A 26,508-nucleotide genomic window follows, 5' to 3' on the forward strand; every position below is an offset into this window, starting at 1 on the left:
GCCCTTCACCCCATCACGGCCGCCGGCAATCCCGGCCGCGATGCTAGCCGTTCACGGTAGGGACTTTCCGAGTACGCCGATTCTTGGGTCAGGCGTGGCGGGACGTACGACGGTTCTCCCTGCGCCGTACGAACTTCAGCCCCGACCAGTCCTCCCCCAGCGCGGCGACCTTCACGTCGACCACGCCGAGCGGCAGGAAGAGGTCCCGCAGATCGTTCTCGGCGATGTCACTGACGTGGCCGGCGGCCTTGCGGGGCCAGGCGATCCAGAGCATGGCGTGATCGGCGAGAGCGGTGACCAGACCGGGGGCGTCGGCGGCCAGGGCGGCGTGGGTGCGGTAGAAGGCGAGGGTGATGTCGGCGTCGCGGGGGCCGTCCGCGGTGAGCTCCGTCCCGTCGGGCAGGCCGGGGATGTCGAACGGATCCGGAGCGTGCAGAAGTGCCACCCGGTGGCCCGTCCTGACACCGATCTTCCTGGCGAGCGGGGTTCCGGAGTACCCACCGCCCGCACCACCGGATCCACCCATCGCCCGCCTCCGCAGTCCCTGTCACCCCGGCCGGCCTCCATCGTGCCGGACGAAGCCGTCAGCCGGCCGGTGCCGAGGCATGGGTCGTGACGAGTTCCCGGTACGGGTCGCAGCCGGCCCCGGGTTGGGGGGGGGCCGCGTCGACCAGGGTGCCGTTGCCGAGCATCACACCAGGCTGTCGCGCACGCTCTTGAAGTCGGCCTCATCGCGCCCGGACGGGAACGCGACGACGGCCGGCCGGGTGGGGTGCTTCATGGCGGTCCAGCCGTGGACCGGAGTCGCGGACGGTCATACCGGCCGCCCCTTGCGGGCCCGCGACATCCGGATCGGATCCGGTCCCGGTCGTTCCCGGACTGCCGCCAGGTACATCCGGTCGCCGGGATGCGCGCCGCGAGCGGCCGGGTACGCGCTGCGGGCGGCCGGGTACGCGCTGCGGGCGGCGGTGAGAGCGGCGTCGGCCACCGTGGGCGAGGTGGGCTCAGTCATGCCGTCATCGCGGCATCCAATTTCCTGGTTGGCGGTAGTTGCTGTTCGTACGTGGATCATTTGTCAACAGTGGCCGATATCCATAGGGTGAGACGGAGCGTCGGCCTGACCAGCCGTACCATTTCCATGCCAGTCGAGCCGTTCAAGGCTCAATGAACGGGGGTTCATCATTTACTTCGTCACGCCGTCACCGCCTGAGCGGGACTGAGCAACTCTCACTGACGCGATCTCCACGTGGCAGCCCTTTTGCCGCCACGCCGAAAAGCGCTGCCCGAAAAGATTTGGCTGAAGCTTCTGCCTGAAGGGACGAGTCGTGGCGCGCCCGCCCGTCATGCCCCCGGAAGAAAAAGCCGAGCTCGTCCCCGGTGTTCCGTCGGGGAAACCCACGGCCTCTCAGGCTGCCGCGGACATCCAGCGCCTGGAATACCGCGAAGCACTTACACGCGTCGAATGACGTCACTGGACGCCGACGACGCTGAAGCGCCCGGAAAACGGAAACCGACAGGAAAGCAGAACATGCACGACACTCCGGGCCTCGGCATACGGGCCCTGACGAAGCGTTACGGGGACCAGGTGGCCCTCGACGAGATGTCCTTCGAGGTGAGACCGGGAGAAATCTTCGGTTTCGTCGGCAGCAACGGCGCGGGCAAGACCACCACGATGCGTATCGCGGTCGGCGTCCTGACCAGCGACGGCGGCGCGGTGCACTGGCAGGGCCGGCCCGTGGACGCCGCGTCCCGCGCCCGGTTCGGATACATGCCGGAGGAACGCGGCCTCTATCCGAAGATGACCGTGGCGAAGCAACTCGTCTACCTCGCCCGGCTGCACGGCCTGTCCCGCGCCGACGCCGTCGACGCCATGCGGATGTGGACGGAGCGGCTGGACGTGGCCCGGTACCGCGAGCGCCAGGTGGACTCCCTCAGCCTCGGCAACCAGCAGCGTGTCCAGCTGGCCGCCGCCCTCGTCCACGACCCGCAGGTGCTGCTGCTCGACGAGCCGTTCTCCGGCCTCGACCCGCTGGCCGTCGACACCATGAGCGCCGTACTGCGGGAGCGGGCGGAGCAGGGAGCCCCGGTCCTCTTCTCCAGCCACCAACTCGACCTGGTGGAGCGGCTCTGCGACCGGATCGGCATCGTCCGCGCCGGCTCGATGGTGGCCTGCGGCACGGCCGAGGAGCTGCGGGCGCCCGGCGGCGAGGACCTGTACATGGAGATCGACGGCGCACCGCGGGACTGGGCCCGCTCGCTGAGCGGCGTCGACTCGTTCCGCACCAAGGGCCGGGGCACCGTGCTGCGGCTCACGGACGACTGCGACGAGAGAGAGCTCCTACGGCAGGTCGCCGCGCTGGGCAGGCTGCGCGCCTTCCGGCGTGAACAGGCCACCCTCACCGAGCTGTTCCGCGCCTACGTCACCGACCCCGACGAGTCGACGGAGGCCGCCGCATGAGCGAGGGAACCAGCACGAAGAGGGCCGGGGCGGTCCCGTCCGCGAGGGCCGCCGTATGGCTCGTCACGAAACGGGAGACGGCCGCGCGGGTCGCCAACCGCGCCTACGTGATCGGCACGCTGGTCAACGTCGGGGTGATCCTGGGCCTGCTGTACTTCCTCGCCCCGTCCACGCCGGACGACCACGGCACCACCGGCACCGCGACCGTCGCCGTCACCGGCGTACCGGTCGGCGCCGTCGCCCGCGGACCGGCCGGGAAGGACGCCACCCGATGGCGCCCGGCCGCCGACGAGAACGCGGCACGCCGCCAGGTCACCGGCAAGAAGGCCGACGCCGCGCTGGTGGTCGACGGCTCACGGGTCCGGATGCTGGTCCGCACCGACACCCCGGGGCAGGTCCGCGCCACGGTCGTGGCCTCGGTCCGCCAGTGGGCGACCACCCGCGCGCTCCATGCGCAGCACGTCGACACGGACCGTCTGACCCATGAGGTCACCGCCGCGCTCCCCCGCACCGAGACGGTCGACCGGACCGGCCACACTCCCCCCGACACGCACGGCGGTGCCGAACTGGGCGCCGCGATCGGCATCGTCACGATCCTCTTCTTCCAGCTCTTCGGCTACTGGATGATGGTCGCCCAGGGGGTCGTCGAGGAGAAGTCCACCCGCGTCGTCGAGGTGCTGCTGGCCACGCTCACGCCGTTGCGGCTGATGGTCGGCAAGGTCGCGGGCATCGGCGCGGCCGCCGTGCTCCAGACCGCCGTGTTCGGTGTCACGGCCGTCCTGGCCGTGCGGTTCGGCCATGCGCTGCCCGCGCGGTTCCCGGCCACACCCGCGACGCTCGCCGCCCTCGGCTGGTTCGTCCTGGGCTTCGCCTTCTTCGCCTTCCTCTTCGCCGCGGCGGGCTCCCTCGTCTCACGCGCGGAGGACGTGTCCTCGGCGGTCATGCCGGTACTCATGGCCACCCTGGTCCCCTTCGGCGTCGCCATCGCCGCGGCGCAGGACCTGAACGCCGGCTGGGTCCAGGTCGTCAGGTACATCCCGCCGTTCTCCATGCTGATCATGCCGCTGCAGGTCAGCGTGCACGAGGCAGGCTGGCTCCCCAACCTCCTGGCAGCCCTCCTGATGCTGACAGCGGCAACCGCCCTGGCGACCCTCTCCGCCCGCGTCTACCGACGCTCGATCCTGCGGATGGGAGCGACGGTGCGCTGGCGGGAGGCACTGACACCGACGGGGTGATCGGCACGGCCGCCCACTCGGGTCCGGGCCTGCGAGTGAGCCCGAGGTCGCCGCGGCCGAGGCCCCACCGGGGCGCCGACTGCCGCCTTCGCTGCGGGAGTTCCTGCTCGTCACCAACGGATGGCGGGACGCGGGCGACTTCATCCACCGGCTGGCGAGCACCGCGGAGCAGGACTGGCTGCGGGACGCCGACGACCGCACCTGGATCGAGGTCCGGGAAGACCTCGCGGAGGACGAAGTCGAGGTCGACCGTGAACTGCAACGCAACGCAGGAGGACACCAGATGACCAGCCACAACGACAGCGAAGTCTGGGACCCGTTCGGGACATTGCACCGCGCGTTGTGGATCGGAGGCGGCCAATGGGCCGGAAAGTCGACCGTCGCCCGGCTGCTGGCCGTTCAATACGGCGTCACCGTCTATCACTACGACTACCACGACGCCCACGGTCACAACGATCGCCGGATCGCCCGCCGCGTCGCTCTCGGCGAGCCCACCACCGAGCCCGACATGGACGAGGCGTGGGTCCACACCGCCCCCGAAGAGATGGCCGCCCAGACCCTGGCCGGCCCGAACTCGTCGCGCCCATCATCGACTCACCGCGGGAGGAAGAGGCCGGCGCGGTACGGCTGGGGCGGCGTCGTCACGCTGCCTCCCCGAGCGGAACCTCCTCGGGGATGGCCGGCTGACGCCGCGGCATGAGGAGGGCCGTGCCCGCGGCGAGTGCGACGGTGACGCAGCAGAGGTTCAGCATCGCCACGACGCCCAGCGTCTCACTCAGCAGCGAGCCGACCACCATGCCCAGCAATGAGGCCGCCGCCTGAACGAATCCGCTGGTGGCGCTGACCCTGCCCAGTACCGCATCAGGGGTGTGGCGGGCCACGAACGTCCCGCTGGTGATGGTGAAGCAGACCATGGGCGTTCCGATGGTGAGAAACAGCACGGCGCTCCAGCCGATCACAGGGGTGTTGAACGTCGCCGCAAAGGTCACGGCGAGCGCCATCAGTGAGCCCACCAGGACGGTTCGGTCACTGAGCCTCCCGATGAGTGCGCGGCTGAGCGGCACCCCGAGCAGGAACCCGGCCCCGAAGGCCCCGAAGAGCAGCCCGAGAAGCTGCGGTGAGGCGTGCAGAACCTGGTTCATGTACGGCACGAGGCCGACGTTCACGGCCGAGGTGGCAGCCTGGAAGAGCGCGCCGGCCGCCAGCAGCGCGGCGAGCCAGGTGCTGTGCCGTACCTGCTCGGCTCCGGCACGGATGTCGCCGACCAGCCTGCGCACCTGTGCGCGCCCCGTCCCCGTTCTTCGGCTCGCCTCGGTACTCCGACTCTCCGCGGTTCGGGGCCGGTGCCGGATCAGGGACAGGCACAGTGCCGAGCACGCGTAGCTGATCGCGTCGAAGGCGACGACTGCCGTGAAACCCAGGCTGCCGTAGACGGCGCCCCCCAGCGGGCCGCCAACGAGCCGGATGGCGCCGACGATCAGGGCGCTCAGGGAGTTGGCCGAGTGCAGGTCGTCTCCGCGGCCGACCAGTCCGGGCAGCAGGGCGGCAGAGGCGGGGTTGAACAGCTGGCTCAGGGATGACTCCAGTACCAGCGCGACGTAGATCAGCCACACCTTGTCCGGGCTGTCCACCCACAGCATCAGCGAGACCGCCATCATGCGGACGAGGTCCGCGGTGACCATGACGCGCAGCCGGTTCCAGCGGTCGACCAGCGCACCGGCCACCGGGCCCAGGAGCAGCGCGGGAATCGTCCCCGCTGCCAGCGAGAACCCTGAGGCCATGGCGGAACCGGTCAGATCGAGGACGTAGTACGGGACCGAGAGCAGCAGGAACCAGTCGCCGAGGCTCGACAGCAATTGACCGGACGCGAGGAACCGGTAGTCCCGGATCCGCAGCACACTGAACAAGACTCTTCCTCCATGAGCGGGGCCAGGGCCGGCCTGGCGCTCACATCGCTTCGACGAGCACGGATTCCAGGGAGTTCTGAAGAGTTCCGAGTTCGGCCGCCGAGAACGCGGCCCGGTCTCCCATCATCATGAGGTGGTCCGCGCCGAAGACGGAGAGACCGAGGCTGAAGTACTGGGGGTCCTCACCGAGGTCCAGCACTTCGACGGCTGACTGCGCCCGCAACTCCCTCACCCGTGGCGTCTGCTGGTTCGGAGACGTCGTCGCCGGTGTCGCGGCCACGTCGTTGCGGGAGTTGACCAGGTACGGCAGGGCGGGGTCCAGCGGGAGGCCGGCCAGGGTGATGCTCTCCCTGTGACGCGACGGGTCGTGGTGACCGTTGCGGTAGGCGTGCAGGGCCGCCAGCGCCGTGCTTCGGCAGACCTCCCGGAAGTCGGCCGGCCGTACGTCGACGACCGCCGGAACGAGCTGGCTGAGGTTCGCCACGGAACAGCGCAGCTCCGGGCGCCCCCGGTTGCCGGCGGCGAGCAGCAACGCATACCGGTCCCGCTCGATGAGGCGGCCCAGCGCTGCGGCGAAGCCAGCCGTGATGACGGATGGCACGCTGGTCGCGTATCGGCGCGCCAAGGCGTCCGCTGCGGCCGCCACGGCCCGTGAACGCAGGGTGGCCGCGACGAACCCGTGGGGAGCGCCGGTGCCCGGCCGGGCCACCGGGCCGAACGCCGCGATCTCCCGCCACAGGTCCCGCAGCCGCTCGTCCGCGACACGGGCCTGTCGGCGGCCGGCCTCACTCGCCTCGAATTCCGCGATCTCACAGGGTTGCCAGGCGGCTGGGAAACCGGCCCGGGGATCGGCGCTCAGCCGGCGTATCCGCTCGTGGAGCAGAGACAGAGCCGCACCGTCCGCGGACAGGTGATGCACGTACAGGACGAGCCGCCTCGGCACGCCCCGATCCGTGATCACGGCAGCCCTCAACGGCAGGTCGTCCTCGCCGAACGACTCGCCTGACAGCGCCTCGATCACCCATGCCGCCATCTGTGACACCTCAGTGCCGTCCGCCTCGTACACGCGCACGGTGATCTGCCCGTCCCCGGTCACGATCGCCACGACACCGTCGTCCGCGTCGGATCGGTACCGCGTGCGCAGGCTGTCGTAGTGCTCGACCGCGAGGCCGATCGCCCGCAGTACGTCAGGCAGTGCGGCGGCCTCATCGAGCGGACCGTCGAAGCGCGCGTGACTGCCCTTCCTCTCCAGGAACCGCGCGCTCCGCTGGAGCATCAGGCCTTCCTGCTGCGCCCAGGTCGGCTCGTGGCGGCCGGCGTGGCAGCCCGAGAAGGCGACGGTGGACGACAGGGCGTCAGGTAGTCGGCCCACGACGGGAAAGGAGGTCACGATGCCTGCGCTCGCATTCGTCGACGATCTCGGACAGTGCGCGACTGCTGAACAGCAGCTCCACAGGGAAGTCGATCCCCAGACGCGACTCCACGCGGGTCATGAGCTCGACCGCGGACAGCGAGGTGCCACCCAGCGTGAAGAAGTCCTCTTCGCCGCTGCTGCCCTTTCCGAGCGCCTCAGACCACGCCTCCTCGACGGTGCCGCTGACCTCACCGGTATCGGGCACGGCTTCTCCTCTCCCGAATCCGGCCCCGCCCGCTCCTACTTGACACGTCCCTGAGCCCAGACGCGGTCGGCAGGCCCTTCGATGCGGTCGGCCAGGACACCGTCCATGTAGATCTCCTCCGGCTTGATGTCACCGGCCTCCACCGCCTCCGTCCACGCGCGGGTAGGGCCGACGCCCCAGGGCACCCACGGGGTGAGGTCGTCGACGACGATCAGGCTTCCCGGCCGACACAGCACTCGGCAGTGCTCGATGTCGGCCTTGGCCACGTCGTAGTCGTGTCCGCCGTCGACGAAGGCGAAGTCGAACAGGGCCTCGCCGTGCTCCGCGACGTACTTCGGCAGGGCGGTGCGCGAGTCCTCGGTGATCAGCCGGTGGCGGCCGGGGAACCGGCGGTCGATGAACTCCTTGCCGATCAGGGCCGCCTTGTTCTCCGGCAGGTCGAAGGACACCACCTCGACGCTGTCGGAGGCGGCCAGGAAGGCGTGGCTGGAGAAGCCGATGTTGAACCCGACCTCGACGACAGAGCGGACCTCGAACGTGTCGACCAGGTGCATGAGGTGCGCCAACTCCGGCACGCTCGCCGACAGTTCGGAGATCGATGTGCCGCTGTCCAGTACGTGGTCCCACAACTCCTTGGTGAAACCGCGGACGGTGTCGAACCAGCGAACCAGGTGGGTTTCTTCCATACCGATCTCCAAACCGTGAAGGAAAGCGAATGAATGACGGCGCGGACGGAAATTCAGATCCGATCATCACGGGCGGCAGAAAAAGACAGCCGAAGGCCAATTTCTCCAGGAACATAGAACGCGCTTTCAGTGACTGTCAACCGCCGACGAGCATCAGGAAAAAGGCGAACATTTTTGATGAATCCGATCCTCAGCCAGAGGATGAGCGGAAACCCGTTGACATCAATAATCACGCGGTGTGATGAGAGATCGTCGAAGCGCTTCGACACGCCTTCGACGACTCCGCCGACTTCGACCGACTTTTGCTAGCGACCCCTATGACCAGGAGAGCGGCAACGTGACCGAAGCATCGAGCCCTGCCGGCGCCTCCATCCCCACAGAGTCACTCGCGCGGCGCTTCCTTGTGCGCGAGGACTGTGACGCGTCGGCCCCATACGTCGTCTACGCCCTCGGTGACGCCGGCCACGGCGCGGCTGGCTGGCACGGGGTGACGCAGGCCCTCGATCCCGTGATCGCCCTGCGCGCGGTACGTCTTCCGGGCCGGGAGAACCGGCTGGCGGAGGCTCCCTGCGAGACGCTCGCGGCGCAGGTCGACGACCTCGCGGCCGGGATGTTCCCGCTCATCGCCGCGGATCGGCGGCCGTATCACGTGGTGGGCGTCTGCTCCGGCGCAGCCACGGCCCTGGAGGCGGTCCGCCGTATCGAGGCGTCGGGGCTACCCGGGCCCGAGTCCCTCATCGTCGTCGGCCAGTTGGCGCCCCAGGCGGTGCGGCCGTCCGCGTTCGGCCGTGGTGAACTGGGCCGAAACGAGCTCGGCAGCTGGCTGCTCGGCCGCGGCCGACTCCCGCCGGGTCCGTTCGGGGAGCGGCTGCTCGATCTGATGATCCCGGCATTGCGTGCCGACGTCCGCGCCTTCGAGTACCACGACCACACGGCGCTCCCGGCCGTCCGGTGTGACGTCGTGGCGGTCCACGGCACGGACGACGAGATCAGCGCCGAGGACGCCGCCGCCTGGGCGGCCGTCACCTCGGGAGCCACCCGCGTCTTCGCGCTGCCGGGGGGACACCATCTGCTCGAGTCCGCACCCCGCGAGCTGGCCCGGCTGCTCGAGTCCCTGTGCCCAGGAGACGCCCGGGCAGGACAGGCTGTTTTTTCCTAACCGCTTTCGAAGCGCTTCGATTATTTATCGCTCGTTGGACCCTCACCTTCGTATTCGTATATCCGTAGTCCCTCACCCACCGCACCGCGTTACGCGGCTCGGCGCTGAATTGCCGACCTGTTTTCTCGGAAGGAATGCCCGTGTCCACATTTCCTGGCGCTCGCATCAGCGGGATCGGCGCGTATCGGCCCGAGACGGTTGTCACCAATGCGGAAATATCCGGTCGCGCGAACGTGAGCGATGAGTGGATATCTTCGCGCAGCGGAGTAAAGGAACGGCGCCACGCCACGGATGAGGAATCACTCCCCACCATGGCCGCCCGGGCCGGACGCGCGGCGCTGGCGGACGCCGGGGTACGCCCGCAGGACGTGGATCTGCTGATCGTGGCGACCGCCACGCACCAGCGGCCGATGCCCGCCGTGGCCCCGCAGGCCGCCCACGCACTGGGATGCGAGCGGGCCGGGACGTTCGACCTCAACGCGGCGTGTGCGGGCTTCACCTACGCCCTGACCACGGCGAACAGCTCCGCAGCGGCTTCGAGCAGGGGCCGGACGGGCGCCCTCGGCGTACCGTTCCCCACGCGTACGAGGCGGAATTCGCCGTACACGACGCCGACGGCAGCACGGCCCACGCCGTCAGGCCGCGGGTGCAGGAGTTCGTCGACCGCCCCTTCCGCCTGGAAGAGCCCGCCGGCTGCGTCAGGGCGGGCTTCTTCAGGCTGTCTGCCGACGAGGGCGTCCTGGTGGTGGTCGCCCACCACATCGTCACCAACTTCCTGTCCCACGGCAGGATCGTCGAGGACCTGCTGACCCTCTACGGCGCGCTGCGCACCAGTGAGGAACCGTCCCTTCCGCCTCTCTCCTGCTCCTACGCGGACTTCGTCCTGGAGGAGATCCGCAACGCGGCGGCCCCGGACCCCACATGGCACGCCGACGCCGCGCCGCAGGGACCGGCCCCCGGGACAGTGGGCCTGCCCGGTCTCGTGCCCCGTCGGCGCCGGACCGGGACCGGCACCACGGAACTGGACCTTCCCGCCGATCTGCTGCCACGGCTGCGGGCGGCCGCACGCTCTGCGAATACGAGCCTGTTCCCCGTCCTTCTGACCGCTTATCAGGAGGTCCTGCACAGACATGCCGGCGAGCCGTCCGGCGGCGTCACGGTCGTCTGTCCCGTCACCTCCGCGCGGCGGCGCCGCTTCCCCGGCGCCGTGGGGTACTTCGTGAAGCCGCTGCTGGTGCGTGCGGCCGACCGGACCGAGCAGCCGCTCGCGCATGCGGTCCGGGACGCCCAGACCCTGGTGGAGTCGGCACGGGTGCGGCCTCAGCCGTCCCTGGCGCAGATCGCCGCCCGCCTCGGGGGCGGCGCCGGCGCCGGGCCGGTCGGACAGTTCGGCTTCGGCTACCAACGCACCACCACGCGCCTGCCGTTGCTCGACCTCTTCGCCTCAGGCGAGTCGCCGCGCAGGCTGGAACTCGGCGGTCTGACGCTCGGTGCCTACGACGTCCGGCACCAAGAGGGACAGTTCGACATCGCCGTCGAGGTGGTGGAGACCTCCACCACCTCAAAGCTCGTCGTACGCCACCGTCTCCACGTGTGCGGAGCGGACGGAGCGCGCACGCTCGCCGCGCACTTCGCGGCCATGCTGCGGGCGGTGCCCGACCACCTTCACACGCCGCTGCGGTCGGTCCCCATGCCGGTACCGGAGGAAGAGGCACTGCTGCGCTCCTGGTCGACCGGAGAAGTCGCCCCGGCACCCGGCCTGCAGGTCCACGAGCTCATCGCCGAACGTGCCGCACGGGATCCGTCCGCGCCCGCGGTCCGCGCCGCGGGCGCGGAGTGGAGCTACGCCGAGCTGCACCGGCGGGCGGAGCAGATCACGAAGTTCCTGCGTGGACGAGGGGTCCGGGCCGGAAGCCGGGTCGGCATCTGTCTGCCCCGGTGTCCCGAGCAGGTTTCCGTCATGCTCGGTGTCCTGCACGCCGGGGCCGCCTTCGTCCCCCTGGATCCCGCCTATCCGGCGGACCGGCTCTCGTACATGGCCCAGGACGCGGACGTGCACTGCGTCGTGGCGCGCCGGGACGCGGTGCCGGAGGGTGCCTTCCGGCCGGAGAAGCTGGCCTTCGAGGAGGAGTGGGCGCACGGGACCGGCCCGGCCGCTGCGGTGCCGACGGCGGCGGGCGGTGACGACGCGTACGTCATCTACACGTCGGGGTCGACGGGCCGCCCCAAGGGTGTCGCGGTGGGCCACGTCCCGCTCGCCCATCTGGCTCTGTGGCAGCGCCGCCACTTCGGGCTGCGCCCGCAGGACGTCGTCCTGCGCTTCGCTCCCGCGAGCTTCGACGCCTTTGTCTGGGAGGTGCTCCTCGCATTGACAGCCGGCGCCTCCCTGTACGTGCCGGATCCCGAGGTCGTGCTGGCGGGCTCCGGCCTGGCGGAGGCGATCCGCGCCGGAACGGTCACACATGCGGCGCTGCCCCCGTCCGTCCTGTCGGGGCTCGAACCGTCCCAGGTACCGAGCCTCGCGGACATCGTGGTGGCCGGGGAGGAGTGCGCGCCCGCGCTGGCCGCCTGCTGGGTCGCGGACGGCCGACGGGTGTCGAACGTCTACGGGCAGACCGAGACCACGATCGGCGCCACCCTCTACCGCGTCGAGGGCGACGAGCAGTTTCTGCCCGTCGGCCCTCCGAACCACAACGTGCGGGTCGAGGTCGTCGACAGCGAGCAGTCCGCCGTGCCCGTCGGGGTCCCAGGCGAGATCCTGGTGTCGGGGGCGACCGTGGCCGGCGGGTACCTCAACCAGCCGGAGCGCACGGCCCGTTCCTTCCTCCCGGCGACGGCGCAACGGGAACGCGGCTACCGTACGGGCGACCTGGGCTGCTGGACCGCCGAGGGAGAGCTGCGGTTCCTCGGACGGCGCGACAGCCAGGTCAAGGTGCGGGGCTTCCGCATCGAACCCGGCGAGGTCGAAGCCGTGCTCGCCACCCATTCCTCGGTCCGCGACGCCGCGGTGGTGGCCGTGGGCGAGGGGGGACACCGGCACCTCGTGGCCTTCGTCACCGGGCCCCGCGGGCAGGCCGTACCGGATGCCGCGGTGCTGCGCGGATGGCTGGCCCGCCGGTTGCCCTCCCACTTCGTGCCTTCGGACATCGTGCCGGTTGACGACATGCCCCGAACCCCCAACGGGAAGATCGACCGGACACGGCTGGCCACTGCCGCGCCCACCGAGGGGGCGACCCCCCGGTCCGCGACCTGGGCCACGGACCTGGAGGCTGCCGTGGCGTCCGTGTGGACGTCGCTGCTGCACCGCCCGGTCGGTCCCGACGACGACTTCTTCGCCCTGGGCGGCCACTCCCTGCTGGCCGTGGAGGCCGTGGGACTGCTCCAGGAAACCCTGGGCCACGAGGTCCCACTGCGGCTCGTCTTCACTCATCCCACCGCGGCCTCGCTGGCCGCGGAACTGCACGACGCACGGTCCGCCGCCACCTGAAGGCCTCTGGAACGAGATGATGGGAATCCAGACATGACCTCTGTTCAGACCCACTCGCCCGACCCCGCCACCTGGACGCGTGGCCCGGTCGCGGACATCTTCTCCTCCTACGTGGCGGCCACGGCCCTGTCGTCCGCACAGGAGCTGGGACTGCTCGACCGACTGGCGGAGACGGGCGCGGCACCGTTCGGGAACGGGGGCGACGAGCGACTCAACGACGAGGTCGTGCAGAGCGTGTACCGCGCCCTGCACTGGGCCGAGGTCGTGGAGATCAAGGACGAAGAGACCGTCGTCACCGGCCCCGCGTTCGACGCCGCTTTCGCGGCCCGTGGGTACTTCTACTGGCTGGTCCGTGGATGTGGCGAGGCGTTCTCCGAAGCGCCCCGCCTGGCCCTGGAGGAGGTCCGCAGCGGCGCCTTCTACCGGCGGGACATGCGGGCGGTGGCGATCGGCTCACGGCTCATCGGCGACGGCGAGGTCGAGGCGCTCTTCGACGAGATCCTCGCCCGTACCCCGGTCCGTAAGATCGCCGACCTCGGCTGCGGTTCCGGACAGCGGCTGGTCCGCGTGGCCGGCCGCCATCCCGAGGCCCGCTGCGTGGGTGTCGACATCTCCTCCGCCTCGGTCCGACTGGCCACGGACGCTGCCCGGGAGGCCGGACTCGGCGAGCGTATGACCGTCCACCAGGGCGACGTGCTCCGGCTGGAGCCCCGGCCCGAGTTCGCGGAGGTGGACACCGTCAGCTGCGTCTTCATGGGCCACGACTTCTGGCCGTACGACTCGTGCGTCGCGACCCTCGAACGACTGCGACGAGTGTTTCCCCGGGCCGAACGGCTGGTGCTGTGCGACGTGGTGCGCACACAGGAGGTCCCGCGGGCGGACACGCCCATCTTCCAGCTCGGGTTCGAGACGATCCACGCCCTGATGGGGGTATACCTGCCCGCCTTGGAGGAATGGCACAAGGCGTTCGCGGAAGCCGGCTGGCGATGCGACGCCGTGCACTCGACCACGACGCCGCCCAACGGATACCTCTTCGAGCTGTCGCCCGCGACCCGGAACTGAGATGCCGACAGAGGCAGCACTCACACCGCCGCGCACGGGTGACTGCCACCTCTGGGTGTTCCGAGCCGAGCGCCTTCCGCCCCGGCTCGCTGCCCGGGCCCGGTGGCCGGACGGTACGGCACACGAACCGAGCCGGCCCGACCCGCGGACCGCCTCCCGCGCGATTCAGCGTCTGCTGATCGCGCGGTACCTGGCCATGGACCCTCGGACCCTGCGCGTGGAACGCACGTGCACACGCTGCCGTGCCCCGCACGGCAGGCCCTTCGTCCGCAACGGAGTGGGACTCGACTTCTCCGTCACTCACGGCGGCACGGTGCTGGCCATCGCCTGCACCGTCGGAGGCACGGTGGGCCTCGATGTGGAGCCCCTCGACGACCGCTCGCACGCGGCGACGGCCCGCCGTGTACTGACCGCCCGGGAACACGGACTTCTGGAGCGGCAGCAGCGATCCGGGCTGCGGGGCGCCTTCCACCGGCTTTGGACGAAGAAGGAAGCGGTCGTCAAGCTGACGGGTCACGGTCTCGGCCTGGGGCTCGGCGGCTTCGACGTAAGCGCGCCGGACGGAGTCGTGCGCTGCCCGCACCCCGTGGCGGGGTGGCCGACGGAACCCATCCACGTACGCAATCTCGACATCGACGGCTCCCACGTGGCGGGACTCGCCCTCACCGGCACGCCACGGCGGCTCGTCCTGGCCGACGGCGACACCGCGCTCCGCCGATGGACGGCCTGACGAGGCGCGTTGAGCGTGACGCGGGCGTGATCAGGCGCATGCCCCAGGACCCGAGCCGGACTTGATGGGACCCGGCAGGACCGGACAGTCCCGCCGCAGCGATTCGTCCCGTCGAAGGCGGTCGCATTTCACCCGCCGCCCCAGGGTCACTGGCAGGCCACTGATGGAGCGTCACGCACGCCTGTCCACCGGTTGTCCACCGAAACCCATTGCGTATCCCTGACTCGCCCCTCCCAGATGAGCAAAAGCCCAGCTCAGAGGCTCAGGCCGGCCATACGGCCACGGAAACCGCTCCCCTTGCGCTCCCCACCCTTGGCAATGCGATGAACCGGACTACACAGCTCCATGGCGACACCGTGGTGGCACGGCCTGTCGAGATCACCCATACGAGACGATCACGGAAAGCGTGGCAGGCGTGCGTCCGACGAACCCCGCCTGCCCGTCCATGCCCCGCACACCCACCGCATCAGGCGAAGAGCAGCCGCTCGGTCACGCCATCGACCGGGCGGCGAGCACGACCAACTCGACCACGTCCCGCTTGAACTCGTACGAGCACCTCACCGCAGCCATCTGGACGCCTCCTCCACAGACTCGCGGACCCACACTCGCATTCTGGGCCCAGTGTCCGCCGAGCGAAGTATCCCGCGCCGGATCCGACCCAGCCCCTCGGGTGAAGCACCACGCCCTCTCAAGTGGGGACCACAGCCCACGCGATCTCGAACACCCTTACGATGAGGGTGAGTTGGGATCGTGCATCTAGGATGGGGGATCTGTCCGGCCCCCGGTCGGCCCACAGGAACTCACCCCCGAGGGATCGCTGAATGCCTGGCATCTCGCGCGAGGATGTCATCCACCTCGCCCGGCGCTCGCAGCTCGACCTGCGGAGCGATGAACTGGACCGCTTCACCGACCAGCTCAACACCATCATCGGCATGGTGTCCCGTGTCGCGGTTGTCACCACGAACGGCACAACACAGGACGACGGGGAGCAGTGACACACCATGGATTCCGCCACCGCTGATCTCCTTCGCTGGGATGCCTCACAGACGGCCGAGGCCATCGCCGCTGGAGACGTCTCCTCCGTCGAAGTCGTACAAGCCCATCTCGACCGGATCGATACAGTGGACGAGAAGGTGCACGCCTATCTCCACGTGGATGCCGAGGGCGCGCTGGAGGCTGCCCGTTCGGTGGACACCCGGCGTGTGGCGGGCGCCGAACTGGGCCCGCTGGCCGGTGTCCCACTCGCCCTCAAGGACGTCTTCACCACCCGCGGAATGCCAACCACCTGCGGTTCCCGCATGCTCGACGGCTGGATCCCGCCGTACGACGCGACGCTCACCAAGAGGCTGAAGGACGCCGGCGTCGTGATTGTGGGCAAGACCAACATGGACGAGTTCGCCATGGGGTCCTCGACCGAGAACAGTGCCTTCGGGCCGACCGGCAACCCATGGGACCTGACCCGCATCCCCGGAGGTTCGGGGGGCGGATCCGCAGCGGCGCTCGCCTCGTTCCAGGCTTCGCTGGCGATCGGCACCGACACCGGCGGGTCGATCCGGCTGCCCGCCGCACTGACCGGCACGGTGGGGGTGAAACCGACGTACGGCGCGGTCTCCCGTTATGGCCTGGTGGCCTACTCCTCGTCCCTCGACCAGGGCGGCCCGTGCGCCCGTACCGTCCTCGACGCCGCCCTGCTGCACGAGGTGATCGCAGGGCACGACCCGCTGGACGCCACCTCGATCGACGCCCCGGTCCCCGCCGTGGTCGAGGCCGCCAGGCGGCACGACATCCGCGGGATGCGGGTCGGCGTGGTGAAGGAGCTGGGCGGCGAGGGGTACCAGGCAGGCGTGATGCAGCGGTTCGACGAGTCCGTGGAACTGCTGCGCGAACTGGGCGCCGAGGTGGTCGAGGTCGCCTGCCCCTCCTTCACCTATGCGCTGGCGGCGTACTACCTGATCGCGCCCAGCGAGGCGTCCTCGAACCTGGCCCGCTTCGACGCCATGCGGTACGGGATGCGCGTCGGCGACGACGGAGAGCGCTCCGCCGAACAGGTCATGGCCCTCACGCGGGAAGCGGGCTTCGGTCCCGAGGTCAAACGCCGCATCATGCTGGGTACGTACGCGCTGAGTTCCGGCTACTACGACGCGTACTACGGCTCCGCGCAGAAGGTCCGCACCCTGATCGTGCGGGACTTCGACGCCGCGTTCTCCGACGTGGACGTGCTGGTCTCGCCCACCACGCCGACCACCGCGTTCCCGATCGGTGAGCGTGTCGACGATCCGATGGCGATGTATCTGGCGGACCTGTGCACGATTCCGTCGAACCTGGCAGGTAACGCGGTCATGTCCCTGCCCTGCGGTTTGGCGCCGGAGGACGACCTCCCGGTGGGGTTGCAGATCATCGCCCCGGCGATGGCCGACGACCGGCTCTACAGGGTCGGCGCGACCCTGGAGCAGGCGCTGACCGATCGGTGGGGTCAGCGCCTGCTCGACCGGGCCACTGCGCTGTGACGCACCGAGCACCTGGGCGCGACCGCAGGCGCTGATGCCCTGCCCGGCAGCGGGTCCGCCCCGCGGCGTGCTGCCGGGCTCGCGCTCAGGGCTTCTCCAGGCTGGGCATGCCCAGGTTGGGGATCCGCAGAACTCGGGCGTTGGCCCGCATGAAGGGCTGGATCATCGTGTCGACGACCGCCAGAAAGCAGACCGTTCCCACTCCCACCGGCCCGCCCATCAGGTAGCCGGATGCCAGCAGGACGCCCTCCATCGACATCTTCGCGGCCCAGAACGGCCAGCCCCACTTGTCGACCATGGCGATGGCCACCAAGTCCATCGCGCGGATGCCCACCCCGCTCATGATGATCAGCGACGAGGCGTAGGCACACAGAGTGGTGGCCATCAGCATGAGCACGACGTGCGGGAGGGGCAGGAGACGTCCGGGGTCGGCCAGCAGCAGGAGGTCGATGACGCTGCCACACAGGAAGAAGGTCACAAAGGGGAGGACCACGGGGCGGCGCCGATACCAGGCGGCCCACACGAGAATGCACAGCGCCGCGATGACGGCCTGGGCGATACCCACCGTCAGTGGCACATGCCTCAGCAGGCCCAGGGCGAACACGTCCAGCGGGTCCGTGCCCAGGTCGGAGTAGATGAAGAGATAGGCGCCGAACGAGAAGACCAGACAGCCGGCGAGGTACGTCACCAGGCGATGGCCCGTGCCGGAGGGGAGGCGGCTTCCGCCCACGATCGAGCTGATGAACACTGGCTTTGCCTTTCCACAGGGAGCCAACAGCGGGACTGGAACGGACGGGCGGTGGGGACGCTCCGCCGGGTCACGGGACGAAGGCGGTCACCACGAGGAAGATGTTCAGCAGCACGACGACACCCGCGAGCACGGCCGCGAGCACGGTGGTCGTCCTGGTGTTGACCAGCGGCCCCATCAGCCGGGCGTCACGGGTGAACCCGATCAGCGGGATCAGGACGAAGGGGATCCCGAAGGAGAGGATGAGCTGGGACCAGATCAGGGCCCGGGTCGGATCGACTCCGGCGGCCAGGACGACCAGCGCGGGTGCCACCGTGATCGCCCGGCGCAGTACGAGGGGCAGGGAGCGGCCGAGGAAACCGGCCATGACGACCTGGCCCGCGTATGTGCCGACCGAGGTGGAGGCCAGCCCCGAGGCCAGCAGTGCGAGAGCGAAGGCCAGCGCGGCCCCGCTGCCGAGCAGAGTGCCGAAGCCGGCGTGGATGCTCTCCAGGGTGTCGATCTCCAGCGGACCGGCGTGGAACATCTTGGCCGCGACGATCAGCATGGCCATGTTCGCCAGACCCGCGAAGGCCAGCGCCACGAAGACGTCGAGACGTACCTGCCACAGAAGTCGGCGACGGCCGACGCCGGCGTCGGAGGGTGTCGTCGTCTCCCGTGCGTGGCGCCCGGCGAGGTCCGAGTGGAGATGGACGACATGGGGCATCACCGTCGCGCCCACGATGCCACCGGCGATGAACAGGCCCTGTGCGTCGGGCAGGGAGGGGATCAGTCCGCCCGCGAAGTCTGCGGGACGTACCCCCGACCGCACCATGTTCCAGGCGAAGCCAGCCAGGATGCACGCGAGAGAGGCAGCGATCAGCGCCTCGAACTTCCGCTTACCGCGCGCCTCGAAGGCAAGAAGGACGAAGGAGAACACGGTGATCAGCACCCCGCCCGCCGTCAGTGGCAGGTCGAAGAGCAGCGCCAGCGCGATGGCCCCGCCGATCACCTCGGCCAAGTCCGTTGCCATGGCGACCAGTTCGGCCTGCACCCACATGCACCACACCGCGGGCCGCCGGTAGTGGTCCCGGCACAGCTCGGCGAGGTTCTGCCCGGTCGCCAGGCCGAGCTTGGCGGCGAGGACCTGCACCAGCATCCCCAGCAGATTGGCGGCGACCACGACCCAGAGCAGCCGGTATCCGAGGTCGGCACCGGCCACGAAGTTGGTGGCGAAGTTGCCGGGATCGACATAGGCGATGGCGGCAGCGAAGGCCGGACCGAGCATGACCAGGCCGCGGGCACGGCGCAGCACGACGGCGTACGGCCGGGGAGCGGTTCCTTCGGCGGAGTCGGTCCCCAGGGTGTTCGTCCCAGAGGTGCTCGCATCTGAGGTGTCCGTGCTCACCAGAGCCTCCTTCAACGGCTCAGCGTCAGCAACTGTTCGTAGAACCCGCCGAAGGTCCGTGCCCGGTCGACCAGGTGGATCTCCAGAATCCAGTGGCACCGACGGCCCGCGTCGTCGGTGGTGCGCAGCGGCCGGTGGTTGGCGGGCGCGATGTAGCTGTTGACGAGGTCGGCGTCGATCAGCTCATGCGGGAACTCGCCCACCAGATGGCCGCTGTGCGGACCCCCGAACGCCCATCCGGCGGCTTCGGCCAGCGAGACGACGTGCGCGTAGAGCTCCGAGCCGGTGATGTCGGGGTGCTTCTCGAAGTGCTCCCGGCCGGCCTGCCAGATTCCCGGCAGGTCGTCCCGCAGACGCAGCTTCTCGGGGTCGTCGCCCAGCACGTATGTACGCCCGAAGTCGGCTTCCCACTCGCTGAACACCGGGCCGAAGTCCAGGAAGACGATGTCCCCGGCGGCTATCCGGCGGTCCGGCGGGTTCTCGCGGTAGGGCTGGAGGGTGTTGGAGCCGGACCTCACGATGCGTTTGTGCCAGTGCTTGCCGGTGCCGAACAGTTCGGCGGCCAGGTCCCTGACCTCGTCGCTGACCTCGGACTCCCATCGGCCCGGTGCCACGATCCCCCGGTCGGTCACTTCGTCGAACAGCGCCACGGCCTTGCGCTCGGCCTCGATCAGGTTGAGCGCCCTGGTCTCTTCGTCAACGTCCGTGGGGACGACGGCCTCACTCATGATCACACCTCCATAGGACCGGTACGGTCTGCCCGGCTCAACGCCTGTTGGTATACGCATAGTTGGGTGTACGCGAGGCCGAGCAGCGGAGTGTCGACTCCGTGTTCGGCGCCTCGCTCGACCAGGTCGCCGAGGATGTGGTCGGCCTCCACGGGGCCTCCGCGCAGCAGGTCGCGGTAGAGCGAGGAGGCCGTGGTCGAGCCCGGTTCGGTGAGTGTCGCCCGCGCCCGGCGCAGTGCCTCGGCACGGGCGGGATGCCCGCAGGCGGCGGCGACGGCCGCGCACTCCGCGACCACCCGCCCGGCGAAGTCCGCTCCGCCCGGGGCCGCGACGACCTCGCCGACCAGGCCGCGCATCAGACAGGTCACCGCGCCGACGGCTGCCACGTACACCCACTTCTCCCACATCTCCTGCCGGATGCCGGGCGAGGGCCGCGCGGTGAAGCCCACGCCGTCCAGCCAGGGACCGAGTGCGGGGAGCGCGGCCGGGCCCGGGGTCTGCCAGGGGCCATAGCGCAGTTCCTGCTGGCCGCCCAGCTGGCGGACGCCGCCGTCCGGGTCGAGGGTGGTGGTGATCAGGCAGACCCCGCCCGCGACCCGGTGGCCCCCGTACTTCTGCTCCAACAGGTGCGCGTGGCGCAGGCCGTTGAGCACGGGCAGTATCACCGTGCGGGGGCCGACTGCGGGCGCGATGTCCTCGACGGCCTGTTCCAGGGTGTACGCCTTGACCGTGAGCAGCACCAGGTCGTACGGCTCGGTCAGGTCCCGGGCGGTGACCGGCTTCGGGGCCAGTCGCACACTCCCGTGCGGGCTGCGGATCATCAGTCCGTGGGCGCTCAGCTGGGCGGCACGTCCCGGCCGTACCAGGAAGGTCACGTCACGACCCGCTTCGAGCAGCCGTCCCCCGAAGTAGCCGCCGGTGGCGCCGGCTCCGACGACGAGTGCTCTCACACCACGGCCATTCCGCGCTCGTCGCGTCGCTCCACCGGCGGCCAGGGGGCGCGCCGGGAACGGCTGAGCGTGTCGGCGGCATCGGCGACGATGTCGTCCGCCATCCGCGCCAGGAGCAGCGCGTCGTCGGCGAAGCGCTCGGGGTCGTCGATTCCGCCGACCTTCAACAGGGCGACGGCATCGCGCAGTTGCCGACCGAGCCAGTCCAGTGGATCGTGCGCCAACTCGTCGTCGTACAGGCGCTTGCGGCCCTCGCCGTTCGGCATCTCCGGGTGCCAGTGCATCCGGTCCTGGGCCCCGGGTGCTGATTCCAGCAGGTCGAAACGGCATACGCCCCGGGTGATGGAGAAGGCGCGCGAAGCGTAGATCGAACCGGGGAGCGTATCGGGCTCATTGATCCGCAGTTCGAGGCGGACGCCGCATTCACGGCCGTCCTGCAGTCGATTCGGATTGAGGAAGTCCAGCCCTTCCACACTCACACACAGCCTGTTCGCCATATGAATTCGCATGACATACAGAACAGCAGAGCAGCACCGAAAGTGTCAACGACGGCCCAGGGAAATGGAATTGGCCGGAAAATTGGAAGGCCGGTGGCGCGGCCGTGAATTCTCCACGGCCGCGCCACCGGCAGTAACTCACACCGGACATACCTTCAGGCGCGCGGTACCGGTAGCCCGTTCCGGATGCGGTGTTCCCGGAAATCAGCGTGCTGGCCCGCCACCACGCTCATCGGTGACAGCGGTCGCGCCGAACACAGCAGTGCGAAGCCTGCCGCCTCGTCGACGGGGTAGAAACGGCGCGCCGTGGAGTGCTCGGCGCTTCCTTCCTCGATGCGGGCCGCACAGGTCGTGCACCATCCTTGGCGGCATGTCCGGGGGAGTCGCATGCCGTACCGTTCGGCCGCATCGAGAAGAGATTCCCCCCGATGCGCATAGATGGTCGAGACCGTCCCCCCGTACTGGATACGTATCTCGTAACCGGGTTCGTCAGGGGTGGCCGAAGGGCTTGTTCCGGCTCCAGGGAGCGTCACCGATCTCACCTCGCTTGAAATGTCCGGACGGGCGTGCCACACCGTCCCGTTCCATGCTGAGCAATTCGATGAACCAGGCCTCGTGCTCGATCTCCTCGTTGAGGATGCGCATGGCAAGCTCGTACGTCCTGGGGTCCTTTCCGAAGGTCATGTCGCAGATTTCCCACCACGAGCGCACTGCGCAGCGCTCGGCTTCGAGAAGTACCGTGAGGATTTCCACGGAGTTCGCCGGACTCGTCGCGTCGTCACCGTCGTTCCCCCAGGTCATCCGCCCGTTGTTGGTGTTGGGCAGATAGGCGTCCGGGCAGCCGGCCCGGTCGGCGAAGTCCCGGATGTCGAACGGGATCGTGCCGCCCAGCTCGAAGATCCGAGGGGTGATCAGCTCGAAGTGCGAGCGGTCCTCCAGGCGCGCATCCTCGGCGATCGCCTTGTAGTCCTCCTTGCCCGCCAGGAAGTGGCGCAGCACGGTGTAGTAGTAGTACGTCGTGAACTCGGCGGCGGCCGCGTCGATCAGCTTCTCGCGCAGCGCGATGACGTCCACGCCGCGCTCCTCCAGTTGCTCCACGCCCGCACGGCGGGTCAGGTCGCCCTCCGCCACCCGCCCCTGGTACGGGCGCGCGCCGGCCCTGACCCCGGCCGGGCGAGCCGGGGTCAGGGCCGGAGCCGACACCTGTGCGCGCTCGGCCTGTTGGGCGGCCTTGCGCTCCCCGCAGCAGCCACTGTCGCCGCTCTGCACAGCGCGGGCCCCGCCCGGTGAGGAGCTGAGTTCGCGCTTCTCCCCGTTGACCAGGTACCGGTCGAAGGCCTCCAGCGGGCTCATGCCCGAGCGCACTGCGTCGCGCAGTGCCTCCTCCTTGACCGCCACCTCGACCGCCTCGTCCGCCACCTTCGCGGCGACCTCCCGGGGCACGATCACCACGCCCGAGGCGTCGGCCACCAGATAGTCGCCGGGGGCGATCCGCACGCCTTCGATGTGCACCGGCTCCTTGCCCCAGGTGACCCAGTCCCCACGCTGGATGAACCCCTGGGGCCGGACGAACCGGGAGATCACCGGGAAGCCCATCTCGTGCACCGAGTGCAGGTCGCGGGCACCGCCGTCGATGACCGCGCCCGCCGCGCCCCGGGCCTGCAGCGCGGTGATGGACAGATCGCCGAATATGGAGGCGTCGATGCCGTTCATCTGCACCACGGCGATGTGGTCGGCCGGCACCGAGCTCAGCATCTCGAACAGGCCCCGCGCGCTCTTGCCGTGGGACACCGCCAGCGGATTCGGCACGCACTCGACGGGGTACGCGGGCCCGACCATCCGCATGCCGGGGTCCTCGAACAGGAAGTCGCCGGAAAGGCTCTGTTTCACATAACCGAGTCCGTCGAGAATGTCGGTCAACGCCCCGGTATAGGCCTGGCGCAGTTTGTCCACAATCTCCGAGTCGACGGCCCACTGTCCGTTGGTGACATCACCCATCTTCATCAACCCCTTTGGTTCCGTAGCGGATTCTGTCGCATTTCTCGCGGACCCGGCAACATCCAGTGAGCCTTGCTCTGAATATCGACGGGCATTACTGTTCGATACATCCGAATCTCAGGCGGGAGGATTCTTATGCCTGCTGAACCTGGTTCACAACAGATGTATCGATCGAGTTTCTCCGGCTGGGAGAGGAGGTCGAGCGTCCGCGTAAAGCCCCAACGCGCCCTCGACGAACTCGAAGAGGGAAAAGTGTTCTTCCCGCCCGAGCTCGTCCCGGTGCTCTACCACCCCCTGGTCAGGGAACAGGACCAGCGGGTCATCAACAGTCTGCTGCTCCAACGGCTGCATGTGTACCTGGACTTCACCGCCGATCTGGAACAGCTGGTGGTCACGCCCGTCACCCAGCTGGTGAGCCGCCGGCGAAGCGGCTTCGAACTCCCCACGGCCATGCTCCGCGACGCCTACAAGATATGTACGGACGAATCCTGGCACGCCCAGTTCTCAGACGACCTGCAGTGCCAGTTGATCACGGCGACGGGAGAATTACCGGAGGCGGCCGGGGAGCCCTATTTCCTGACCCGCCTCGGCACCGTGAAATCGGAACTCGAACCGTCGATGCGACCGCTCGCCGACCTCTTCTTCACCGTGGTGTCCGAGACGCTGATATCCAGCATCCTTTCCGGTATTCCGAAGGACCAGCGGGTGTTCACGGCCGTACGGGAGACGATCGCCGACCACGCCGAGGACGAGGGCCGCCACCATGCGTATTTCGCGCGGTTCTTCGAATACGCGTGGCCCCAGCTGACGCCGGGCCAGCAGGACCTGGTGGGCACGCTGCTGCCCGAGTTCATCGTGGCGTTCCTGCAGCCCGACCTCGCGGCGACGAGCGTCGTGCTACGGGCCACGGGCCTGGGCCCCGAGGCCGTACGGGGTGTGATGGAGGAGACATATCCGCTCGCGCGGGTACGGGCGGACATGCGGGCGGACTCGGCAGCCACCCTGCGGCTGCTGGATCGCCAGGGGGTCTTCGAGTCGGACAAGGTGGCTGACTCCTTCTTCCGATGCGGACTGCTGGAGTGAGACGAACCGGCCGTGCGAGGGCGCGCACGGCCGGTCTTCCGCTGGTCAGGACCGCCCCGCACGGCACCGGTCACGGTGCCGTGCTCCGTACGTCGAGCAGAATCTTTCCGACCGCGGTGCGGCCGATCAAGGCGTCCAGTGCAGCGGCGACCCGGGCGAGCGGATAGGTCTCGCACACCGGGATCACCAGGTCCCCCTCGCGCAGTGCGCGCAGCGCCAGTTCGGTGCCCGCCCTGATGCGGTCCGGCGGTTCGGCGCCCCCTCCGTAACCGGCGATGACGAGGTTCTTGCGGTAGACGGTGCGCAGGGACAGCATGCTGTCGGCGCCGGCGCTGGTGCCGTACGAGACCAGCCGCCCGTACTCCGCGAGGACATCCACCGCGGCGCCCGTGAAGGCTCCCCCCAGGGCGTCGAAGACCATCGTGGGCACGAGGGGGTCCGCCGCCGCGGCGAGCTCTTTCGCGGACGCGGCGAGCAGCGGGGTGGCCCCCGTGGCGGCGACGGCCTGCAGCTTGTCGGCGCTGCCGGTCTGTCCCCACACCTGTGCGCCGGCCCCGCACGCCAGGCTGCAGACCGCCTGGCCGACCCCGCCCGCCGCGCCGAGCACCAACACCCGGTCGGTGTCCTCGATCCGGCCGACGTCCACAGTCGCCCGGATCGCGGTGGTGCCGACGACGGCAGCGCACGCGGCCGCTTCCAGGCTCACCCCGTCGGGCACCGGCACCAGCGCGTCCGGGTGCGCCACCACCTGCCCGGCCCAGGTGCCGTCCCGGACGATGCCGAGCCCCCGGCCGTGCACGACGACCGGCCGGCCTTCCCACATTCCCGCGCCCTCGACGCCCAGGACACGAGGCCGGGCGGCCTGCCCGCCGACCGCACCCTTGATGACGTAGGTGTCCAGCGGGTTGAGGGCGGCATAGTGCATGTCGACGACGACCTCGCCGTCGGACGGCTCACGCAGTTCCGTTTCGGCGACCAGGGGCGCGGCATCGAGGTCGACGAGCTGGGCGGCCAGGGTCCGTACTGTCACAGTCTCCTCCGGGAACGCGTCAGTCCTGCCCGCAGTGCGGCGATCGTCCTGGTGATGTCCGCCTCGGTCACCGAGCCCAGGTGCCCGATGCGAAAGGTGTTGCGGCCCAACGGCCGGAAGGTGCCGGCCTGCAGGAGTACGCCCTGCTCCGCGACGGCACTCAGCAGCGCGCCCTCTCCGAGCCCCTGCGGCACCTCGCCGACGGTGACGCCGTACGCCCGGTCTCGCTCCTGCGGTACCAGCAGCGGTACGCCGATGTCGGCCAAGCCCTCGTGGAGCAGGTCCCGCAGCGCGCGGTGCCGGCCGACGCGGGCCTGTCGGCCCTCCTCCAGCGCCAGCCGCAGCGCCTCGGACAGACCGAGTACGAGGTTCCCGGCCGGTGACTGGAAGTAGCCGAACTCGCCCCGCTCGGTGGCCGCCATGACGGGGAGCCAGGGGGCCAGGTCGAGGGAGTACGTGTGCGGTCGCCAGGCCCGCTCGCGCAACCGCCGCGCCGCCCGTGCGCTGAAGGCGTAGGTCGCCAGCCCCGCCGGTCCGGCCAGGCCCTTGGGCGGTCCGCCGAGATAGACGTCCAGGCCCCAGGAATCCAGTTCGATGTGTTCCGCGCCGATCGCCGAGACGCCGTCGACGAGGATCAACGCGTCGTACTTCCGTGCCAGCCGGGCCAGTTCGGGAAGGTCGGCCCGTACCCCGCTGCTGGAGTCGACATGCGCGACCAGCAGCGCCTGGTGCTCCCGGCGGGCGAGGAGCTTCTCCAACAGCTCGGGGTCGGGTGCGCGCCCCACCGGGAACCGCGGGGCCCGGACCGGGATGTCGTGCCGCAGGCAGATGTCACGCCAGCGGTCGCCCCACATACCGGTCGAGGCGACCAGGACGGGGACACCGGGCTCCAGCAGACTCGCGGCGATGCTCTCCATGCCGTGCGTGCCACTGCCCGGCACGACCGCCACCTCGGCCGACGCGGAGCCGACCAGCCGGCGCAGCCGGGCAAGGCAGCGGCCGAACTCGGCGATGAACTCCCGGTCGGTCAGCGGCGGGGCCGGGGCGCTCATCCGCTGCAGCACCGAGGCGGGCGGCCGGGTGGGGCCGACCACCATCGCCAGCGGCGCCACCGGGCTGGTGCGGCCCGCCTCTTCTCGGGTCGCGGTCCGTGTCACCGGTCTCCCCCTTCTGGGTCGGGTGTACGTTCCGGGCCGGCCGTCCCACGTGCGGAGGCCAGGGTGGGTGTGCGGCCCGA

Annotated in this window: 26 protein-coding genes; 10 read left to right on the forward strand and 16 right to left on the reverse strand. The window is 69.8% G+C overall.

Annotated elements, in window-relative coordinates; translation table 11 throughout:
• Positions 1 to 88: 88 nt before the first annotated feature.
• Positions 89 to 526: a DUF3052 domain-containing protein gene (locus tag LJ657_RS35840; RefSeq protein WP_232653088.1), complete on the reverse strand. Its 438-nt coding sequence runs from the start codon at positions 524 to 526 to the stop codon at positions 89 to 91.
• A gap of 288 nt (positions 527 to 814) precedes the next feature.
• The gene (locus LJ657_RS35845; RefSeq protein WP_232653089.1) at positions 815 to 1,012 is read right to left on the reverse strand and encodes a hypothetical protein; all 198 of its coding nucleotides are present in this window, start codon (positions 1,010 to 1,012) and stop codon (positions 815 to 817) included.
• 516 nt (positions 1,013 to 1,528) lie between these two features.
• On the opposite strand from LJ657_RS35845, the gene LJ657_RS35850 reads away from it, so the two are divergent.
• The 3 genes from LJ657_RS35850 (at position 1,529) to LJ657_RS35860 (ending at position 4,393) form a co-directional block, all read left to right on the forward strand.
• Positions 1,529 to 2,458, forward strand: a complete 930-nt coding sequence (locus tag LJ657_RS35850) for an ABC transporter ATP-binding protein (RefSeq protein ID WP_232653090.1) — start codon at positions 1,529 to 1,531, stop codon at positions 2,456 to 2,458.
• Entirely contained in the window at positions 2,455 to 3,693 is a 1,239-nt protein-coding gene (locus LJ657_RS35855) for an ABC transporter permease (RefSeq protein WP_232653091.1), read from the forward strand. The genes LJ657_RS35850 and LJ657_RS35855 overlap by 4 nt, the downstream gene beginning before the upstream one ends.
• A gap of 283 nt (positions 3,694 to 3,976) precedes the next feature.
• On the forward strand, positions 3,977 to 4,393 hold the full coding sequence (locus LJ657_RS35860) for a hypothetical protein (protein WP_232653092.1): 417 nt from the start codon (positions 3,977 to 3,979) through the stop codon (positions 4,391 to 4,393).
• Here the strand turns inward: LJ657_RS35860 and LJ657_RS35865 are convergent.
• From LJ657_RS35865 to LJ657_RS35885, 5 genes are read right to left on the reverse strand one after another with little or no spacing between them, the layout of a single operon-like run.
• Entirely contained in the window at positions 4,335 to 5,600 is a 1,266-nt protein-coding gene (locus tag LJ657_RS35865; RefSeq protein WP_269787297.1) for an MFS transporter, read from the reverse strand. The genes LJ657_RS35860 and LJ657_RS35865 overlap by 59 nt on opposite strands.
• Positions 5,601 to 5,640: 40 nt before the next feature.
• Positions 5,641 to 6,990 carry a condensation domain-containing protein gene (locus tag LJ657_RS35870; protein ID WP_232653093.1) on the reverse strand — a complete coding sequence of 450 codons (1,350 nt, stop codon included), beginning with the start codon at positions 6,988 to 6,990 and terminating at the stop codon, positions 5,641 to 5,643.
• Positions 6,956 to 7,219 (reverse strand): acyl carrier protein, encoded by a 264-nt coding sequence (locus LJ657_RS35875; RefSeq protein ID WP_232653094.1) that lies wholly within the window; start codon positions 7,217 to 7,219, stop codon positions 6,956 to 6,958. The genes LJ657_RS35870 and LJ657_RS35875 overlap by 35 nt, the downstream gene beginning before the upstream one ends.
• 35 nt (positions 7,220 to 7,254) lie before the next feature.
• A complete protein-coding gene (locus LJ657_RS35880) occupies positions 7,255 to 7,905 on the reverse strand; it encodes an O-methyltransferase (RefSeq protein WP_232653095.1) in 651 nt (216 codons plus the stop codon).
• Positions 7,906 to 7,958: 53 nt separating this feature from the next.
• Positions 7,959 to 8,174 (reverse strand): hypothetical protein, encoded by a 216-nt coding sequence (locus LJ657_RS35885; RefSeq protein ID WP_232653096.1) that lies wholly within the window; start codon positions 8,172 to 8,174, stop codon positions 7,959 to 7,961.
• A gap of 68 nt (positions 8,175 to 8,242) precedes the next feature.
• Between LJ657_RS35885 and LJ657_RS35890 the strand changes: the two genes are divergently transcribed.
• The 6 genes from LJ657_RS35890 (at position 8,243) to gatA (ending at position 16,850) form a co-directional block, all read left to right on the forward strand.
• A complete protein-coding gene (locus LJ657_RS35890) occupies positions 8,243 to 9,064 on the forward strand; it encodes a thioesterase II family protein (RefSeq protein WP_232653097.1) in 822 nt (273 codons plus the stop codon).
• Positions 9,065 to 9,548: 484 nt separating this feature from the next.
• The gene (locus LJ657_RS35895; protein WP_232653098.1) at positions 9,549 to 12,551 is read left to right on the forward strand and encodes a non-ribosomal peptide synthetase; all 3,003 of its coding nucleotides are present in this window, start codon (positions 9,549 to 9,551) and stop codon (positions 12,549 to 12,551) included.
• Between the two features lie 33 nt (positions 12,552 to 12,584).
• Positions 12,585 to 13,613, forward strand: coding sequence for a class I SAM-dependent methyltransferase (locus tag LJ657_RS35900; RefSeq protein WP_232653099.1), 1,029 nt, complete (start codon positions 12,585 to 12,587; stop codon positions 13,611 to 13,613).
• 196 nt (positions 13,614 to 13,809) lie between these two features.
• Positions 13,810 to 14,343 carry a 4'-phosphopantetheinyl transferase family protein gene (locus LJ657_RS35905; RefSeq protein WP_232653100.1) on the forward strand — a complete coding sequence of 178 codons (534 nt, stop codon included), beginning with the start codon at positions 13,810 to 13,812 and terminating at the stop codon, positions 14,341 to 14,343.
• An 821-nt stretch (positions 14,344 to 15,164) separates the two neighbouring features.
• A complete protein-coding gene (locus LJ657_RS35910) occupies positions 15,165 to 15,338 on the forward strand; it encodes an Asp-tRNA(Asn)/Glu-tRNA(Gln) amidotransferase subunit GatC (protein WP_232653101.1) in 174 nt (57 codons plus the stop codon).
• A 6-nt stretch (positions 15,339 to 15,344) separates the two neighbouring features.
• Positions 15,345 to 16,850 (forward strand): Asp-tRNA(Asn)/Glu-tRNA(Gln) amidotransferase subunit GatA, encoded by a 1,506-nt coding sequence (gatA, locus tag LJ657_RS35915; protein WP_232653102.1) that lies wholly within the window; start codon positions 15,345 to 15,347, stop codon positions 16,848 to 16,850.
• 85 nt (positions 16,851 to 16,935) lie between these two features.
• Here the strand turns inward: gatA and LJ657_RS35920 are convergent, their stop codons facing one another.
• From LJ657_RS35920 to LJ657_RS35945, 7 genes are all read right to left on the reverse strand, one after another.
• On the reverse strand, positions 16,936 to 17,598 hold the full coding sequence (locus tag LJ657_RS35920) for a YczE/YyaS/YitT family protein (RefSeq protein ID WP_232653103.1): 663 nt from the start codon (positions 17,596 to 17,598) through the stop codon (positions 16,936 to 16,938).
• A gap of 70 nt (positions 17,599 to 17,668) precedes the next feature.
• Positions 17,669 to 18,985, reverse strand: a complete 1,317-nt coding sequence (locus tag LJ657_RS35925; protein ID WP_232653104.1) for an Nramp family divalent metal transporter — start codon at positions 18,983 to 18,985, stop codon at positions 17,669 to 17,671.
• A gap of 11 nt (positions 18,986 to 18,996) precedes the next feature.
• Complete coding sequence (locus tag LJ657_RS35930; protein ID WP_232653105.1) at positions 18,997 to 19,713, reverse strand: M24 family metallopeptidase; 717 nt, start codon at positions 19,711 to 19,713, stop codon at positions 18,997 to 18,999.
• Positions 19,714 to 19,715: 2 nt separating this feature from the next.
• The gene (locus LJ657_RS35935) at positions 19,716 to 20,663 is read right to left on the reverse strand and encodes a ketopantoate reductase family protein (protein ID WP_232653106.1); all 948 of its coding nucleotides are present in this window, start codon (positions 20,661 to 20,663) and stop codon (positions 19,716 to 19,718) included.
• The gene (locus LJ657_RS35940; RefSeq protein WP_232653107.1) at positions 20,660 to 21,136 is read right to left on the reverse strand and encodes a hypothetical protein; all 477 of its coding nucleotides are present in this window, start codon (positions 21,134 to 21,136) and stop codon (positions 20,660 to 20,662) included. The genes LJ657_RS35935 and LJ657_RS35940 overlap by 4 nt, the downstream gene beginning before the upstream one ends.
• A gap of 179 nt (positions 21,137 to 21,315) precedes the next feature.
• A complete protein-coding gene (locus tag LJ657_RS49155) occupies positions 21,316 to 21,735 on the reverse strand; it encodes a 2Fe-2S iron-sulfur cluster-binding protein (RefSeq protein ID WP_372488019.1) in 420 nt (139 codons plus the stop codon).
• Positions 21,650 to 23,158 (reverse strand): RraA family protein, encoded by a 1,509-nt coding sequence (locus tag LJ657_RS35945; RefSeq protein WP_232653108.1) that lies wholly within the window; start codon positions 23,156 to 23,158, stop codon positions 21,650 to 21,652. Before LJ657_RS35945 ends, LJ657_RS49155 begins: the two co-directional genes overlap by 86 nt.
• A gap of 162 nt (positions 23,159 to 23,320) precedes the next feature.
• Here LJ657_RS35945 and LJ657_RS35950 point away from each other — a divergent pair, with 162 nt between their 5' ends.
• The gene (locus LJ657_RS35950; protein ID WP_232653109.1) at positions 23,321 to 24,241 is read left to right on the forward strand and encodes a diiron oxygenase; all 921 of its coding nucleotides are present in this window, start codon (positions 23,321 to 23,323) and stop codon (positions 24,239 to 24,241) included.
• Between the two features lie 70 nt (positions 24,242 to 24,311).
• Here the strand turns inward: LJ657_RS35950 and LJ657_RS35955 are convergent, their stop codons facing one another.
• Both LJ657_RS35955 and LJ657_RS35960 read right to left on the reverse strand, forming a co-directional pair.
• Positions 24,312 to 25,271 carry a quinone oxidoreductase family protein gene (locus tag LJ657_RS35955; protein ID WP_232653110.1) on the reverse strand — a complete coding sequence of 320 codons (960 nt, stop codon included), beginning with the start codon at positions 25,269 to 25,271 and terminating at the stop codon, positions 24,312 to 24,314.
• On the reverse strand, positions 25,268 to 26,428 hold the full coding sequence (locus LJ657_RS35960) for a pyridoxal-phosphate-dependent aminotransferase family protein (protein WP_232653111.1): 1,161 nt from the start codon (positions 26,426 to 26,428) through the stop codon (positions 25,268 to 25,270). The genes LJ657_RS35955 and LJ657_RS35960 overlap by 4 nt, the downstream gene beginning before the upstream one ends.
• Between the last annotated feature and the right edge of the window lie 80 nt (positions 26,429 to 26,508).

The organism is Streptomyces guryensis (assembly GCF_021261325.1).
Taxonomy (GTDB): domain Bacteria; phylum Actinomycetota; class Actinomycetes; order Streptomycetales; family Streptomycetaceae; genus Streptomyces; species Streptomyces guryensis.